Annotated in this window: 18 protein-coding genes; 14 read left to right on the plus strand and 4 right to left on the minus strand. The window is 47.5% G+C overall.

The genetic code is table 11. From position 1 onward, the window contains the following. The first annotated feature begins 100 nt into the window (after window positions 1-100). The 8 genes from nrdB to APU02_RS11150 all read left to right on the plus strand — a co-directional run bounded on the left by nrdB (window position 101) and on the right by APU02_RS11150 (window position 6056). The gene (nrdB, locus tag APU02_RS11115; RefSeq protein ID WP_040110278.1) at window positions 101-1243 is read left to right on the plus strand and encodes a class Ia ribonucleoside-diphosphate reductase subunit beta; all 1143 of its coding nucleotides are present in this window, start codon (window positions 101-103) and stop codon (window positions 1241-1243) included. Between the two features lie 82 nt (window positions 1244-1325). Continuing rightward, on the plus strand, window positions 1326-2195 hold the full coding sequence (locus tag APU02_RS11120) for a phosphoribosyl-ATP pyrophosphohydrolase (protein ID WP_060570062.1): 870 nt from the start codon (window positions 1326-1328) through the stop codon (window positions 2193-2195). Window positions 2196-2385: 190 nt separating this feature from the next. Next, the gene (locus tag APU02_RS11125) at window positions 2386-3489 is read left to right on the plus strand and encodes a thymidylate synthase (RefSeq protein ID WP_047722243.1); all 1104 of its coding nucleotides are present in this window, start codon (window positions 2386-2388) and stop codon (window positions 3487-3489) included. A gap of 19 nt (window positions 3490-3508) precedes the next feature. Continuing rightward, window positions 3509-3904 carry a hypothetical protein gene (locus APU02_RS11130; protein ID WP_192841979.1) on the plus strand — a complete coding sequence of 132 codons (396 nt, stop codon included), beginning with the start codon at window positions 3509-3511 and terminating at the stop codon, window positions 3902-3904. Continuing rightward, entirely contained in the window at window positions 3901-4377 is a 477-nt protein-coding gene (locus tag APU02_RS11135) for a dihydrofolate reductase (RefSeq protein ID WP_060570063.1), read from the plus strand. The genes APU02_RS11130 and APU02_RS11135 overlap by 4 nt, the downstream gene beginning before the upstream one ends. Then, on the plus strand, window positions 4377-5021 hold the full coding sequence (locus tag APU02_RS11140) for an AAA family ATPase (RefSeq protein ID WP_047722246.1): 645 nt from the start codon (window positions 4377-4379) through the stop codon (window positions 5019-5021). Before APU02_RS11135 ends, APU02_RS11140 begins: the two co-directional genes overlap by 1 nt. 63 nt (window positions 5022-5084) lie before the next feature. Beyond that, window positions 5085-5504: a hypothetical protein gene (locus tag APU02_RS11145; RefSeq protein WP_060570064.1), complete on the plus strand. Its 420-nt coding sequence runs from the start codon at window positions 5085-5087 to the stop codon at window positions 5502-5504. Window positions 5505-5513: 9 nt separating this feature from the next. Next, on the plus strand, window positions 5514-6056 hold the full coding sequence (locus tag APU02_RS11150) for a 3'-5' exonuclease (protein WP_047722249.1): 543 nt from the start codon (window positions 5514-5516) through the stop codon (window positions 6054-6056). Window positions 6057-6094: 38 nt separating this feature from the next. On the opposite strand, the gene APU02_RS11155 is transcribed toward APU02_RS11150, so the two are convergent. After that, window positions 6095-7201, minus strand: a complete 1107-nt coding sequence (locus APU02_RS11155) for a GTPase (protein ID WP_047722250.1) — start codon at window positions 7199-7201, stop codon at window positions 6095-6097. Window positions 7202-7412: 211 nt separating this feature from the next. Between APU02_RS11155 and APU02_RS11160 the strand changes: the two genes are divergently transcribed. The 3 genes from APU02_RS11160 to APU02_RS11170 all read left to right on the plus strand — a co-directional run bounded on the left by APU02_RS11160 (window position 7413) and on the right by APU02_RS11170 (window position 9468). Next, window positions 7413-8255, plus strand: a complete 843-nt coding sequence (locus tag APU02_RS11160; protein ID WP_047722251.1) for a hypothetical protein — start codon at window positions 7413-7415, stop codon at window positions 8253-8255. 185 nt (window positions 8256-8440) lie between these two features. Next, a complete protein-coding gene (locus APU02_RS11165; protein ID WP_047722252.1) occupies window positions 8441-9034 on the plus strand; it encodes a phage N-6-adenine-methyltransferase in 594 nt (197 codons plus the stop codon). A 203-nt stretch (window positions 9035-9237) separates the two neighbouring features. Beyond that, window positions 9238-9468: a hypothetical protein gene (locus APU02_RS11170; RefSeq protein ID WP_047722253.1), complete on the plus strand. Its 231-nt coding sequence runs from the start codon at window positions 9238-9240 to the stop codon at window positions 9466-9468. A gap of 790 nt (window positions 9469-10258) precedes the next feature. On the opposite strand, the gene APU02_RS11175 is transcribed toward APU02_RS11170, so the two are convergent. From APU02_RS11175 to APU02_RS11185, 3 genes are all read right to left on the minus strand, one after another. Next, complete coding sequence (locus APU02_RS11175) at window positions 10259-11089, minus strand: hypothetical protein (protein ID WP_060570065.1); 831 nt, start codon at window positions 11087-11089, stop codon at window positions 10259-10261. 2 nt (window positions 11090-11091) lie between these two features. Beyond that, window positions 11092-11682, minus strand: a complete 591-nt coding sequence (locus APU02_RS26945) for a hypothetical protein (protein WP_060570066.1) — start codon at window positions 11680-11682, stop codon at window positions 11092-11094. Between the two features lie 418 nt (window positions 11683-12100). Next, window positions 12101-12703: a hypothetical protein gene (locus APU02_RS11185; RefSeq protein WP_052941155.1), complete on the minus strand. Its 603-nt coding sequence runs from the start codon at window positions 12701-12703 to the stop codon at window positions 12101-12103. Between the two features lie 394 nt (window positions 12704-13097). On the opposite strand from APU02_RS11185, the gene APU02_RS25135 reads away from it, so the two are divergent. From APU02_RS25135 to APU02_RS11195, 3 genes are all read left to right on the plus strand, one after another. Then, entirely contained in the window at window positions 13098-13592 is a 495-nt protein-coding gene (locus APU02_RS25135) for a hypothetical protein (RefSeq protein WP_072197110.1), read from the plus strand. 9 nt (window positions 13593-13601) lie between these two features. Then, window positions 13602-13790, plus strand: a complete 189-nt coding sequence (locus APU02_RS11190; protein ID WP_047722256.1) for a hypothetical protein — start codon at window positions 13602-13604, stop codon at window positions 13788-13790. A 108-nt stretch (window positions 13791-13898) separates the two neighbouring features. Further along, window positions 13899-14714, plus strand: coding sequence for a Rha family transcriptional regulator (locus tag APU02_RS11195; protein ID WP_060570067.1), 816 nt, complete (start codon window positions 13899-13901; stop codon window positions 14712-14714). Window positions 14715-14765 lie beyond the last annotated feature (51 nt).

Here is a 14765-nt window from a genome sequence, read left to right on the forward strand (position 1 = left end):
GGGGAGAAATCCCCACCTTTTCATTGAGTTGAGTACCTTGTTTAAACCAATAAGATAACAATTTGTTTAAAGCCACTCGATAACATTCAGAGGGAAATACATGACTTATTCTACTTTCCGTTTGGGCGCTAACGACGCAACGAAGGAACCTATGTTCCTCGGCCAGTCTGTCAACGTAGCACGCTACGATCAGCAAAAGTACCGTGACTTCGAAAAGCTGATTGAGAAACAACTCTCGTTCTTCTGGCGCCCTGAAGAAGTCGACATTACCACTGACCGCATCGACTTCAATACCAAGCTGCAAGAGCACGAACGCCATATTTTTCTGAGCAACCTGCGTTACCAGACGCTGTTGGATTCCGTTCAGGGTCGCAGTCCAAACGCAACACTACTGCCGCTGATCTCCATTCCTGAGCTGGAGACATGGGTTGAGACCTGGTCGTTCTCTGAGACGATTCACAGCCGCAGCTATACCCACATTATCCGCGGTATGGTGGATGACCCGAGCATCGTTTTCGACGGCATCGTCACGGACGAAGAGATCATCAGCCGGGCTGTAAGCATCTCAAGCGAATATGACAGACTGTACGAAATGACCTGCGCTCGCCAGCATCTTGGCGAAGACGAATTTGAACGGCTGTATGTCAGCGAGTTTGATGGCAAGCCCTACCCTCTCCAGCGCCAGCTGTTCCGAACACTGGTGTCGGTGAATGCACTGGAGGCGATTCGCTTCTACGTGAGCTTTGCGTGTACGTTCGCCTTTGGTGAGCGGAAGCTGCTGGAGGGCAACACAAAGATCATGCGCTTCATCGCGCGCGACGAGGCTCTGCATTGCGAAGGTACTGAACGCATGATCCGCTTTATGCGTACCGGTCGTGAAGGTCTGATGTGGAAGATGATTGCCGCAGAAGAAGAGAGCTTCATCTATCAGACCATGATGGACGTGGCCGGGCAGGAAATGCGCTGGGCTGACTATCTGTTTAAAGACGGCTCAATGATTGGCTTGAATGCCGACATCCTCAAAAGCTATGTGAAATACCGCACCAACCTGGCAATGCGTCGTCTTGGGCTGCGACCGCTGTTCCCGGAAATCAAAGACGATCCACTGGTATGGATGAACAAATGGCTGCTGTCAGACACCCTGCAGATCGCTCCGCAGGAAGCTGAACAAAGCAACTACCTCGTCGGCCAGATTGACTCCGCCGTCGATCGCACCGGCCTGAGCCAGTTCGCAGACCTTTAAGCCGATTTTAACCACTTTGTGACCTGGCGCTGCTGGGTCACAATTGACGCATCAAATGAAGTCCAAAGGAAAGAAAGAAGACATGAAATTTACGAAACTGACCGATCATCTGAAACTTGCCGCAGACAAACTCGTGGGATTTAAGCCAGAGCCTTACGAGTTGAATCCTGGTTTTGGCAAGGCAACGGAAAGCATCTACTTGATGGTTGACCAGTTCCACACACTGTTTCAGCACCCACGCCGTGCCATTCCAGATCCGGCATTACTGCGTCTGCGTGCCAAGCTGATCCACGAAGAAGCTGTTACCGAGGGCATCCCGGCAGCCAAAAATGGGGATATGACGGCGCTGCTGGACGCGATGGCGGACTTCCTTTACGTGGGCGTCGGCACAATGGTGGCCATCAAAGGCGGCATCTCTACGGGCATGAGTTACTACACCCAAGAGCAGAGTGTTGATCGCTTCATCCACACCATCATGGTTCCGGGCAACACGGTCTTTGACGATATGGCCATCCCGTTTGAAGAAGCAAAAGAAGCTGCATTAATGCTGAATGCGCTGGCTGACAAACTCGAAGCGAAGCCGATAAGCGATTCCGAATTGGTGCAGGAGCTGCGCCGCGTGATGAACAAAATCTACGTTGCCTGCATGATGACCTACCGCCTGGCTGATTTTCTCGGTATCGATATTGTTGAGCTGGTGGCAGAAATCCACCGTTCCAACATGACCAAGCTGTGGCCGGCTGACGCCGAAGAGCGTCGTGTGGCGGTAGAGAATTGCAAATACGACAAGGAAGACATGGGCTTCCGCCATGCTGAAGGGACTGACATGATGATTGGATTCAGAATTTCTGATGGCAAGATCCTCAAATCCCCAACCTACAGCGATGTGGATCTGACTCGCTTTGTTGAGAAGGCGAAATCCTCATCTCTTTACGAGATGGTAAAAAAATAATTGTAAGTATCCACTTATCATTATATATTGCCTGGGCGTGTTTTTATTGTCCAAGTTCTTAATTGCTCATTGCAATGGTGGCCTAAGAGCCACCATTTTTTTTACTCCCCTCCTAGCCTTACACACTTCTGATAGATAAACTTGTATAAAATAATATGTATGTACTTACCTATCTTGTGTGAGGTTGATTTTGTCTATCCTACTGAATCGAGACTTTACGAACGGTCAGTTTGCCAGTGGTTCGTATGCCAAAGTGGTTGAAACAGTGCTCAACACTGGCGTTCACGCGGGCGATCGCACCGGAACCGGCACAAAAAGTGTTTCTTATGTCCCTTCCTTCTACATGCTGACGGGCGGCTCTGTTCCACTTATCTCCGGAAAAGCCGTCAATCTGAAGCCGTTACTGGTTGAGCTGGAGTGGTATCTCAAAGGAACGGGCAACATCCAGTTCCTGAAAGACAATGGCGTCAAAATCTGGGATGCCTGGGCTGATGAAAATGGCGATTTAGGCCCGGTCTATGGCAAGCAATGGCGTCGGTGGGAAGACACCCGCATCGTGAGCCATAGCGAGTATTTGAGCAAAATCGACACGTTCCGTGAGCGCGGGTACAAGGTCGAGGGGTATCTGGGCGTAAGCGAAGATCGCGTTGTGTTGTCCCGTGAAATCGACCAGCTACAGCGTATCGTTCACACGCTTCGCACCAACCCGACAGATCGTCGCATCCTGCTGAATGCCTGGAATGTTGGCGAGCTGGAAGATATGAAGCTGCCGCCATGCCATTTCGTGTTCTCACTGTGGAGTCGTGAGCTGGACTTTGAGACCCGACTGACGATGGCCACCGACATTGGCATCCAGCACAACCGCCACGGCCACGAGTCCATTTACACCCAGATGCTGTGTCTTCTGGAAAGAGATGGCGGCGTTACAGAGAACCTGCTGGACGAGCTGGGCATCCCGAAACGAATCCTGAACTCATGCCTGGTGCAGCGCAGCGTCGATACCTTTGTTGGTATGCCGTTCAACATCGCCGGTTACGGCATTCTCTCCCACTTCCTAGCGAAGATCACCGGCCACATGGCTGGCGCATTCGTGCATTTTGGCTTTGACGTTCATCTCTACGACAACCACATGGAAGGCGTTGAGGAACTGATGAAGCGCGAGCCGCCCAAAGAGTCCGACCCTGTTGTCATCTTCCCGCATGAATGGGCCGAACTGGACGACTTCAAATGGGAAGGTGTGCAGGTGTGCGGCTACAGCCCTCTTCCGTGGATCAAGGTTCCAGTGGCGGTGTGATATGGCCAGAGGGATGTATGTGTTGTGTGAAATTGAAGGTGTGCTGGCGAGAGCCAGCCATCGCAAAGCAGTGTCTGATGCGGATGCAGGCGCTCTCATTGCCGGTGATGAACTCATCTTTCCCACCAGCCGCATGTTGCGTGGTTTTGCTCGCTCCGGTGCTGAAGTGGTGCTTATCAGTAGTCGTCAGGAAGCGCTTGAAGGCCCAACCAAACGCTGGCTGAAGGACTTCGGCATTGATTATGACTGGCTCCACCTGGTTCCGCGCGGTGTCAGTTTTGAAACCCATATCAAGCGCACGCTGGCAGAGCACAAAGGCGACTTACTTATCGCCGCACTGGTTCATGATCCGCGTCTGCGTTCTGCGCTGGCAGATTCTCACCAGCGACCAACCATCTATGAGGTAAGCCAATGAAGATGATTGCAGCTGTCGGCCGCAACTATGAAATCGGCATTGGCAACGAACTTCCCTGGCGTTGCCCGACCGATCTGAAACTGTTCAAACAACTCACCAAAAACGCCACTGTCGTGATGGGACGTAAGACGATGGAAAGTCTCAAGCGCCCGCTGCCAGAGCGCCATAACCTCGTTTTGACGCGCTCTCGTGGCTATACCCCCAATGGGTTCTACCCCGCTGGCATCGATGACGTTTTGAGACTACCAGATCCGGTCTGGGTGATTGGTGGCGGGCAGGTTTACTCGCTCTTTATGCCACACGTAGAAGAGATTTGGCTGTCGCATATTGGCGTGGATGTGCCGGGCGCGGATGCGTTCTTCCCGGCGCCAATGATGCGTTCTTTAGGGTTCGTACCAGTCGAAACGGCTTATACCCAACGTGCAAATGAGGATGAGCCTGGCTTTTTGCAGATCGTATACAGAAGGTCGTAATGGATTACCGGATTGGAATCACTGGCGCACAGGGCAGTGGAAAAACAACCCTGGCAAGGTACATCGATGCGCATTATGGCATTCCGTATGTGGATGCCGGCGTTGGCAAGCTGATGAGCAGTCTGGGGGTGAAGGTTGGCGAGCGTTTCCCTCTTTACGAACGTCTTCAGGTTCAGATGGAGATTGCCAGACACATCGAGATGATCACCCGCGGCGTTGAAGGTTTTGTTATCGACCGCACGCCAGCCGATGTCATGGCTTATACGCTTGACCTGGTCGGCCAGACCAACGAAGACCGCTGCATCGAGCTGGCTCTCGACATTGAGCAGTTTTGCCACAAAGCGGCCATTTCCAACTTCAATGCTATCGCGGGTCTTCGCCCGGGCGTTGAGCTTTCCAGCAAAGATCTCGCGCGTCCCCAGCGAGGATCGCTTGACCGTCTCTATGTTGCTCGCATCGATGCACTTATGTGCGGTGAGCTGACAAAAATCAACACGCTTCCCCAAACCGGCGATCTGCAGGTGTTCGTTATCTCTGAAAAGTGCCGCACGGTTGAAGCGCGAGCCAGATCGGTATTGCGAGTGCTGGACAGAGCCGCTGAAAACATCGAGCGCCGTATAACAGGACGAGTGACCTTCCACTGAATGTTGCTCCCCTGTTGGGCAGTGTGACAATAAGACACGCGAAATGAATCGAGGAAAAACAGAATGATAGACGAACTTCCCCTCTCGGATGAATTAGATCGTAAAGCGATTGAAGCACTGATCCGCATTGCTGACGAACAATCCCGCTCTTTGATGAGTGAACGTGAAGCACGTCTGGCTATCCGCGCAGTGTTTGAGTCCGTTCAAGGGCTTGTTGGGGAAGAGGTTGGCGAAGCCATCAATGTGGCGATGTCGCAGTTCAATGGCGGCACCAAGCGCCCTCTGTTTCCTATGCACCTCAAACTCTCAGGCGGTACGGTTCTGTTCGTATCCGTTTGCCTGGAGACCAATCAAATCCAGATCCTCAACACATCAACGGGCGAATGGCACGAGCCGGTCGTCTGCGAAAGTGGCGAGGACGCACTGAAAAAGGCTGCTCAGTTTGTGCGTGGCGCACTGCTGAAAGGCGCGAAGAAGCTGTAAGGAGTACCAATGACCACGATTGTCGGTGGCGTCGATATTGAGTCCACAGGGCTGGACTTCACATCCGGCCACAAAATTATCGAAATCGCGATAACCCGTTATGAACTGGAAACCCAGAAGCACATCGACAGCCTTGAGATGCGCTTCAACCCGCGTCGCAGTATCGATCCGAAGGCGCAGGCGGTGCATGGCATTTCACTGGAAGATCTGGCGACGGAACCGCTACTGGCTGACCACGCAGGCAAGATTGCTGCGTACATGGGCGCATGTAGCGCGTTAGTCGCCCATAACGGAGAGGCTTTTGACCTTCCGTTCATTCGCCACGAGTTCGGCAGTTATGGGGTGAAATTGCCAGATATCCCCCTCGTAGACACTATGTTAGATGGGTTGTGGGCTACCGAAGATGGGAAGCGTCCACGCCTAGAAGAACTGGCGTTCTCATTAGGGTTCACATACGACTTGGAGAAAGCCCACAGTGCTCTCTACGATACTGAGCTGATGATGCAATGTTTTTTCAAAGCTCGGGAAAAATATGGTTTTTTCGATTTTTAATTTAATGAACGGTGCAATAAATTGCACCGTTTAACTTTTTAGAATGAAACTTTTGCCTTCAGTAACTTGGCTGCCATTTCAAAATCAATTTCTCCGGTTTTAGACTCTGTTGCGAGCTTGTACAGAACCAGAACGTATGTATCGCCTAGAACTTTTGTGATTGCACTTGCCGTTGTTGCAGATATTGCCCCTCCAACGAGGCTTCCTACACCAGGTATCATCTTTAATAGCCCTGTGACAATTGTTCGTCCTACAAAAACTGCACCACCAGCACCTATTAAAGACGTTACCATTGTTGTTAATGCCGCTTTAGATACATCCATTCCAAAGGTGTAACTGATTTTTGCAATCATTGCGACTTGAATTGGCACTAAGGTAAATGCATCTGAAAATGGGACTGGGGTTGCTGCGGCCGCAGCTGCGAGGGCTGTTGCGGCAATAACTTCTTTACTGGCTTGTTCTTTTTTTATATCCAATGCTTTCTTATTTTTAATTGAAAGAGCATTGGAAAATGCCTTTTTTTGTGCTTCTGGAATAACCTCATACGATGTTTGGATTAAATCATCTATGCCTCTAACCTTTCTTTTCCCTATGATCTCATCTGGTTCATCTTCATCATAAATCGTTTCTTCAATCGCACGAGTCAGACATACGGAATGGCTATAGTTTTTAAATGCACCCTCAACCTCTTTCGCAAATTCATTATTTGTGAAATTGTTTGTTTTTGTTAGTACTACTATGACTGGTATTCCTTTATTTATCAGGAACTTAGCAATATCTAATTCAGCGTTTTCATAACGTTGACCAGTGTCATTAATACATAGCCAAGCGAGATGGACATAATTCTCTGATTTTTCACTATTGTTATTTTCATTTATATAGTTTTCAATTTTTAATCTTGTTTTATCATAATCAGCAACTTCAAGTCCCTGAGTATCAATGATTTGTAATGGGACGCCTTCTTTCTTAATTACTTTTATATTTTCTGTTACAGGGCGCCCTACTCCAGTTCTCGCAAAGTCTCCACGAAATACACTATTAATGAGAGAACTTTTCCCTACACCAGTCTTTCCTATCACGATGATGTTAGCAACGGGCATATCTTTGACTGCATCGTTCAAAATGGCATTTACATCAATGTTCACATTAATCACTCCTTTAGCAGAAGCCTCTTATCATAGCTGCTGCTTTTACATTTGGAAAAACATATGAGATTTGTATGAAAAAAATCTTCAAAAGCGTGAGCTAAATCTCCTGTAATGACCTGAATTTATTTGTTTTTTGCCTGATAGGTTTTGCCAGAATACGCTCAACCAAAACGCGGAAACGCACCAACGAAAACATAAGGAGTTAAAAATGAGTGCAGTTACCAACACTGTTAAAAACGATGACCTGGATGAACTGACTGCAATGCTGCAATCTCTCGACGAACCAGTTCAGAAAGCTGCGAAAATGAGCGGTGTCGACGAGATCGACGATCTTCTCTCTGGTCTGGATGATGCAATCTCAAAACCAGTCGAGGCGGTGGCGGATGAAGTCATGAATGCCAGCTCTACCGGAGATCTGAGTAGCGTTCTGGAAGCGCTTGAGATTGAGCACGAATCAGTGAAGATTGAGGAACCAGAGCGTGATCTTATTGCGGAGATAGTGAACGAGCCAACGCCTGAACTTGACGCTCAAAGTACTGAGACTACCGATACAGATCCAACTCCTTTACCTTCAGTGGCGTCAGAGACTAAACCTGAAGAAGAGCAGCCAAAACGCCAGAAGGCAAAATCAGAGCGTGCTCCGGCCAAACCTCGCTTCACGCTGGAAGGTAAGGACGAATCGTTCTATGCGACAGCCGGTCTGGAAAGTGAGAGCTTTACTGCCGCATTTGAAGGGGCGCCAGTCAAAGCGAAAGACAAGATCTTAAACCTGCTGAACTGGTTTAGTGGTGGCCCTGAAATCAGCGTCTACACGGTAATCGCAATGCGCCATATCCTTGACGCGAACACGGCGACCAGCAATAGCATTAAACTGGCGCTAATGAGCAACCCGGAGAAACCATACCCACTCAACACGGCTTCGACTCAGGCTGGCCAGATGATGGCTGTGTTTCCGGCCACTGGCATTGCCACCAGGGAAGGTGGAAATCTAACCCTTAATAAAGAGTCGCCGATCGTCAAAAAATTCATAGCGGAGTATTCCATTGGATGATGTTCCCCAACCCGATCTAAAGCCCCCTGAGAGATTTAGGATGCTGGGTAAGCTAATTGCATACCCAGCATCGATAAAACGCGCCAGAGAGCTTCCCGTTTGCGAATCTGGCGCGTTCTTCTTTGTTTGCTATCCGTTGGATTAAATGAAAAAATAGGTAAGTATTTACCTATCAGGGCAGAGTAATGATCGCAGCCGAAAAAATCAAAAAGCGAGAGCGTGATGCCTCTCTTCGCGACCTTTGGCGCACACCGCAGTGGTTGTTTGTCGCCATCCAACGTTACATAGGCGTAAAGTTCGATGTGGACGTCGCCTGCAACAAAGATAATGCTCTCCTGCCGAACTTTATCGGTGTTGAGCGTGATGCGCTCAAGTGCAGTTGGGGAGAACCTGGCACTGTGGCGTTCCTTAACCCGCCCTACTCCAAAATCACCCCCTGGATAGACGCAGCCATTCGCGAACAGGCGCATGGAGTGACGACGGTCATGCTGATACCACAATCCCTCGATACGCAGTGGTACGAGCGTGCGACTGAATGCGCCAACGAAACCGTCATCTTGTCTGGCGGCCGCGTGGCGTTCGTTGAGCCGGATGTTGAACTTGGGCTGGTGGAGGTGAACATCAACCCTGGTGGCAGCATGTTGCTTATCTTCCGTGGCTACTGTCAGGAAGCTGGGCACACCATCAGCAAGATACCGCTGGCGGTGATGAAAAAGCTGGGTGGTTATGATCCTGCCAATGTTGTCAGGAAGAAGAGACCACGTAAAAAGGCAGCGTAAACACCAGCCTGGGAGTTAGTTTGAGAACCTGCTTCCGTATATATAAATAACTAAGTACTAATTATTAATATATACAGACGCAGGCTTTTTAAGACGTGATTTCCAAACAACTCCCAGACCGTTTTACACCTCCAGAACCCACTGGAACCCCCTCTTCAGACGCTCTAGAATCGATTTTATGAACCACAGTAAGGAAAACTATCATGGTATACCCGACGAACGTCGTAGCGCTCGTTGAGAGCGATTTTCTGACCAAAGTGCGCGACATGATGAAAGATCGCGATAAGGCTTTCAGTCTCTACGAATGGTCGCTCAAATGTCTTCATTCAGGCGAGCACAAAGAGCTGGTGGAGCAGCTGTTAGGGGAACTCATCAATGAGGTGTTTGCCCTGAACGTCCAGCTTCATGGTCGAGAAAATAATCAATCGGAATAATAGGTAAGTACTTACCATTTAAAACGCAGATCGCCAGTGATAAAATCTACCCGCTTTCCGGATTGGTTCCGGCAGCTCGACCTGATGGGTGGGGGATAGCGTCACTGGCGTCAGGTTTAAAAAAGCTTACTACCAGCGTAGAACCGGCACCGTTTAGGGGTTGGGGAAGGGGGAACCAAAGTGGGCAGAGAGAAGGGTCACTTTATGATTGTCGAGTCTGGAGTGTTTCGAGAGGTTGAATCCAGAACTCCCCTTCATAAAGTGTGGGAAGATCTCGGTTCTGGGGTGCTGTCATCCATAACTTCCCAAGCCTAAGCTGGCAGTAGACTTAGGTCATAACTTTTCAGGTTATGTAACGACCAGGTTGGTGAGGAAATTTTGTACTCACCTCCCTGGGAGAGTATTACCTGAAAAGACAACCTCTCACTTCGTTCGAGGTGAACTTCACTCACTTCGTTCGTTCAGTTCAGGTTTTATTAAACCTGTTCTGGGAAGTAAGTTTCTCTTTTCTAAAAAAATTTTAATATTTACACGCACGCGTGCGCACACGCGCGAGGGGAAAAATCGCCCATCGTAATGTCTTCAATGTGCCAGGAGCGGACGTTTAATAATTATGCAAGGATATGCTAAAAACAGGCTGTCACAGTTAAACTAACCAATAAATGATTTGTATCATCGTTGAGTAACGATGATACAAATCACGAAGGGTATTGATATTCCGTATATTCAGGGGTGGAAAACCTGATGTTTTTTCGTTTCCTGCAGTTTCTATATATGGATTTGACATTATTTAAATGGGTTGAACAGAATTAGCAAGACGCTTTTCTTGTCCAAATGGTGTTGTATAAAAACGTTGTTCAATACCGTAAAGAAGCAACTTCAATTCATCATCACTATTTATAGAAAAAGTTCCAGATAGTGGATTAAAAATCACATTCGCCTGACAGTAATTATTAATATATAGAAGCATTCCGGCCTTATCTGCAGGAGTCAATGTCGCTAGCGTATCCATTGCAAGAGCAACTCGCTTCCTATTTGGCTTGGATACTTTGTTTACGTTATACTCTTCGGAAAGATTGATGAAGGATTCGGAAAGGAATTGAGTTACCTCTTCTTCCGTAGCCTCTTTAAATAGTATATCAATCCCTTTGAATATACTGCTTATTGTGGCTAAGTCTTTGAAAATCAACCTATTAGTTTCTTTAAAGAACACTGCGTCAGGAAATTCATTAATTACAAGGCGATTTTCATCATTTTCAACAACTGCTGCATCACCAAATGAAATGGTTTTTTTTCTTATCATTTGCGAAGGGGTAACCTTTTGAAAATAAAAATCACCATCCTGTTCAGCCATGATGTAAGAAATATTGGAGAACTGAGATTTTGTCAAACTCAGAAACTCCTTAGAGTCAAAGTCAATTTTCAGTATCGGCAAACAATAGTCTTGCTCGCTAAAACTGTCAATCTTGAACCATACCTCTTCATCCAAATTATGGTCAGGATTATAAACTACACAATTTCCATTAGTAACAACGACTGGTGAATAAAGAGTACAATCTGATAGTAATTTGAAATAAGGGTTTTTTCGTAATCTTTTTATTTTCGCAAACACATTGTTCATTACTATTTCCTTTCGATAAATGTGTAGTCATTGATTCTGAATGCCTTGGAGATGACAATCTCTTTAGGTGTTTTATATTTGCATTTGCTTATAAGAAAGATAGAGGCGCCACCTTTAGTTTGTATACTATAAAACTCGTAACGGAAGACTAGAAACAATGGGTTGAAGTATAGAGCTTGTGACAAAAAGGTAAAAATAAACAAAACGCCATAAACAAAAAACAAAGCACTCCAACTTGAAATGCTTAGTGCTACAAAAAAATACCCCAAATAACTGGGTAAGAAACTATTATTTGCATGTTCAATGTTTACTGCGTCGCCTTCTTTAAAATCATCCGCGCTTAGACCACGACTGAGTAAGATACTTAAACCGGTGAGCAGTACAGGAATCAGCAGATACAGGAAATATGAATTGAATGGATGCCAATCACTTAAAAAGCTAAACTGTGGGTAGAATTGCAGGAAATATCCCAGAGTGTACTTTTTCTGAACGAGAAAAACTATAACTAACAAAGATGTAGCATTGAATGTTAGCAGCAGTCTGAAGAGTATGTTAATTATGGCGCACCCCCTGTGAGTGAGAACAAGGTACATTAACTACCTTATGTACCGAGCTTCTCATTTTATTTTTGTGAAGTAGGTACTAACGGCTAAAAAGAGCGAAGTAAAAAGTTACTAGTAGTCAGACCAGCATAATGCAAAAAATCACTGTATATCAATTATTATTTTTCGGATAGATAAAGCTTATCCAAACTCCAGTAACTCAATGGGTTTAAAATTCTGGTCTATCGGGTAGCCTGAAAGGTAGCCACTTTAGATCATTTTCACGAGTTTTAACGCATCTTTCTCAACTCTGAATGGCCGCTTTGAGTGTCTGAGCGTTGATTAACAAAGGTTATGTTAGTAACACATCTGCAGTGATAACAATTACGAACTTCCGCTTCACGCTCAGAGCGGACCTTCTGCCCAATGAGCTAGTCCGCTACGCGCCATAAGCGGACAGGCTGTAGTACTAACTGCATTGTAGCTGCGAGATTTCACCATCGATGGCTTCTATAACCTGTTTATAGCGCAGCATGACCTCTTCATGAATCATCATTAATCCGCGGCCGTACTCTGTGGCTAGGATTGTGTATCTTTTCAGGTGTGCAAGATGCTCTTTGTTGCCAGTAATGTCACTGGCAACCTGCGTGGAGTCCAGCCTTTCGATAAGGGCATTATTGCCGCGATAGGAATCAATTAGGCTTCTTGCGCTTGTATAAAAAGCCACAATTTTTGATAGTGTTTCTCTATGAACTTCAGGTAGAGATGCCGAGTTAGCTTCATAGAAAGTGAAGTAGTTTTGAGTAATGGGGAAAATGTTATCGAACGGTGAGTTCCGGTCGTATTTTTCGATTTCCTCTTCCATTCTGGCCTTATACAACTTAATCAGTGAGTCTATTTCCTCTCTGACACCCAAGAGCGTTGTTATACGCTTCTCTCTGGCCGCTGTTGCCTGCTGTTTTGCCTGCTGTTTCACCTGAGCTGTCACTCCTTTCATCGTGAAACAGCCACCTAAAAGAGCCGCTAAAAATGCGGAGATGAGATCTGAATATTCGTGCCAGAAGGTTAGCATGGCTAAAATTCCATTGGGTTAAATTGTGTCTATTTAACCACATCATGATACGAAGATACCTTCCAAAATGTTGCCATGAACTCGTCTGTTGTCGTCTTGGGTATTAGCACCGTGCTCTCTCGTTATCTAGGGCTTGGTCCAATCCTCTCTCAAAGCAGATCTATTAAACGGCCTGCTCTGATCGCCGCCTACTCCGCAGCCGATATGCCTCACAAGCGTGACATTGGATTTTTGTCACAAAATGATAGGTAAGTATTTACCTATCATTTTAAATCAGGTATCTTACCGTTCGTCAGGATGACGAAGTACCGGTTAGGTACTGTTCCAGGATGGAACGCCAAAAGGCGGCTGGCTTGGCCAGCCGCAACTCTTTCTGACACTGAATGGAATCCAAATGGCACGTCAAACGCCTTTCACTTCTTTCAATAAACGTCCCCGTTCAATTCGCCTGGTTCTGGCCGAGCTGTTTAGCGGTCGTGTTTCTGCACGCCTTGCGGAACTGGAAGAACGAGTGTTTGAGCTGGAGAAGCGCATTGATGCGCAAGCTACCGCCATAGCAAATCTGGGCGCGACAGTAGGCATGGAGAAGGTGCGTGATTCCGTCGCCTCTCGTGTGTTGCGTGAATCCAAGGCACACAAGGACAGTTCTCATGGAAAATTTTCAACGAAATCGACTGAAGCCAATGGCCTATGGAGTAATTTTAGCAACCCTGGCAGCGGTAGCCGTGCCAGCCGGTCAGAGTCTGTTGATACCGGACACAACTACTTCCACCACAACCTTGCAGACGACACCCCTGCCAGAACGACCTCCTGTCTCTCTGGATGGGATGCTGCTGGACACGATTCCAGCTCGACCTGCAACTCCGGATCTTCCTTCTGCTGTGACTGAGGCTATTGCATGAAATGGAGCTTCCAGAAAGTCACCGCGATGATTGTTGGCCTCACCATTTTTCTGCTTGGTGGCTGGATCATGAATCTGGTGAAACTCGTGAACGGTGGCGATCTTCAGTTTGATGCCGGAATGACGCTTGCGCGTGTCGTGGGCATTTTCGTTGTTCCGGTGGGCAGCATTCTCGGGTTCTTTTGATGCTGAATCCCTTTTCGGCACTGTTAAAACAAATTGTTTAGCCAATTAACCAATGAGAGTTAACAACAAGGGCCACTGACGGCCCTTTTTACACTGAATGGAGAATGTATGTTTGAGGCAACCGCACACACTCCCACCACTACAGGCTTACACGCCAAACCATCGATGACCAGTCAGGAGATCGCCGAAATGGTCGGCAGTCGCCATGACAGCGTAAAACGCACCATTAAAAGACTCGCTAAATCCGGCGTTATTACTTTTCCACCAATGGTGGAAAAGCCCACTGCCGGGCGTCCGGCTACGTTTTACTTGTTCGAAGCCGAACAGGGTAAACGCGACAGCATCGTTGTCGTGGCGCAGCTTTCTCCTGAATTTACCGCACGCCTTGTTGATCGGTGGAGAGAGCTTGAGTCCATGTTTGCCGACCGCGGAACGCCTGCTATTCCACGTACCTATAAAGAAGCTCTGGTTCATTTGTTACACCAGGTCGAGGAAAACGAGCGTCTGGAGAAAGAGAACGAGGCGTTAGGCGTTGCACTATCTAACGCAAAACCAAAAGCCATTCTCATGGACACCATTTGCGGCACTGCTGATGAGCTTTATGGGCTGAATGAAGCTGGTCGCATTCTCGGAACGTCCGGGGCTGTTCTGGGTGCGCTGATGGACTCGCTGGGTGATGTGTACGTTAAGCGCAAATACATCACTGTTAACCGCCAGTTCCTCAAGATCTTCATTGACCGCGGATATGGCAAAAACGTTGTCATCGGAAACGGACGCAACCAGGCCAAGTTCACCTTTAAAGGACTTTGCTTTGCTGCCGTGAAGCTAATTGCTGCCGGGAAAATTACCGCCAGCGCCATTGAGTATGAGCCGTGTCGTGAGCATGTCGAACGTGAAATGAAGGAATCCAAACGTCTTCATTAACCGTCAGTGTGGGCGTCCGCCTTTACGTAGCGTTTGCCCACCTTTTCAGTC

This window comes from Citrobacter sp. 50677481 (assembly GCF_001463265.1).
Taxonomy (GTDB): Bacteria; Pseudomonadota; Gammaproteobacteria; order Enterobacterales; family Enterobacteriaceae; genus Citrobacter_A; species Citrobacter_A sedlakii.

What these genes read in the sequence shown, in the direction of transcription:
- nrdB (WP_040110278.1), top strand. Translation starts at nt 101, where the DNA reads ATGACTTATTCTACTTTCCGTTTGGGCGCTAACGACGCAACGAAGGAA.
- APU02_RS11120 (WP_060570062.1), top strand. Translation starts at nt 1,326, where the DNA reads ATGAAATTTACGAAACTGACCGATCATCTGAAACTTGCCGCAGACAAA.
- APU02_RS11135 (WP_060570063.1), top strand. Translation starts at nt 3,901, where the DNA reads ATGAAGATGATTGCAGCTGTCGGCCGCAACTATGAAATCGGCATTGGC.
- APU02_RS11140 (WP_047722246.1), top strand. Translation starts at nt 4,377, where the DNA reads ATGGATTACCGGATTGGAATCACTGGCGCACAGGGCAGTGGAAAAACA.
- APU02_RS11145 (WP_060570064.1), top strand. Translation starts at nt 5,085, where the DNA reads ATGATAGACGAACTTCCCCTCTCGGATGAATTAGATCGTAAAGCGATT.
- APU02_RS11150 (WP_047722249.1), top strand. Translation starts at nt 5,514, where the DNA reads ATGACCACGATTGTCGGTGGCGTCGATATTGAGTCCACAGGGCTGGAC.
- APU02_RS11160 (WP_047722251.1), top strand. Translation starts at nt 7,413, where the DNA reads ATGAGTGCAGTTACCAACACTGTTAAAAACGATGACCTGGATGAACTG.
- APU02_RS11165 (WP_047722252.1), top strand. Translation starts at nt 8,441, where the DNA reads ATGATCGCAGCCGAAAAAATCAAAAAGCGAGAGCGTGATGCCTCTCTT.
- APU02_RS11170 (WP_047722253.1), top strand. Translation starts at nt 9,238, where the DNA reads ATGGTATACCCGACGAACGTCGTAGCGCTCGTTGAGAGCGATTTTCTG.
- APU02_RS11175 (WP_060570065.1), bottom strand. Translation starts at nt 11,089, where the DNA reads ATGAACAATGTGTTTGCGAAAATAAAAAGATTACGAAAAAACCCTTAT.
- APU02_RS26945 (WP_060570066.1), bottom strand. Translation starts at nt 11,682, where the DNA reads ATGTACCTTGTTCTCACTCACAGGGGGTGCGCCATAATTAACATACTC.
- APU02_RS11185 (WP_052941155.1), bottom strand. Translation starts at nt 12,703, where the DNA reads ATGCTAACCTTCTGGCACGAATATTCAGATCTCATCTCCGCATTTTTA.
- APU02_RS25135 (WP_072197110.1), top strand. Translation starts at nt 13,098, where the DNA reads ATGGCACGTCAAACGCCTTTCACTTCTTTCAATAAACGTCCCCGTTCA.
- APU02_RS11190 (WP_047722256.1), top strand. Translation starts at nt 13,602, where the DNA reads ATGAAATGGAGCTTCCAGAAAGTCACCGCGATGATTGTTGGCCTCACC.
- APU02_RS11195 (WP_060570067.1), top strand. Translation starts at nt 13,899, where the DNA reads ATGTTTGAGGCAACCGCACACACTCCCACCACTACAGGCTTACACGCC.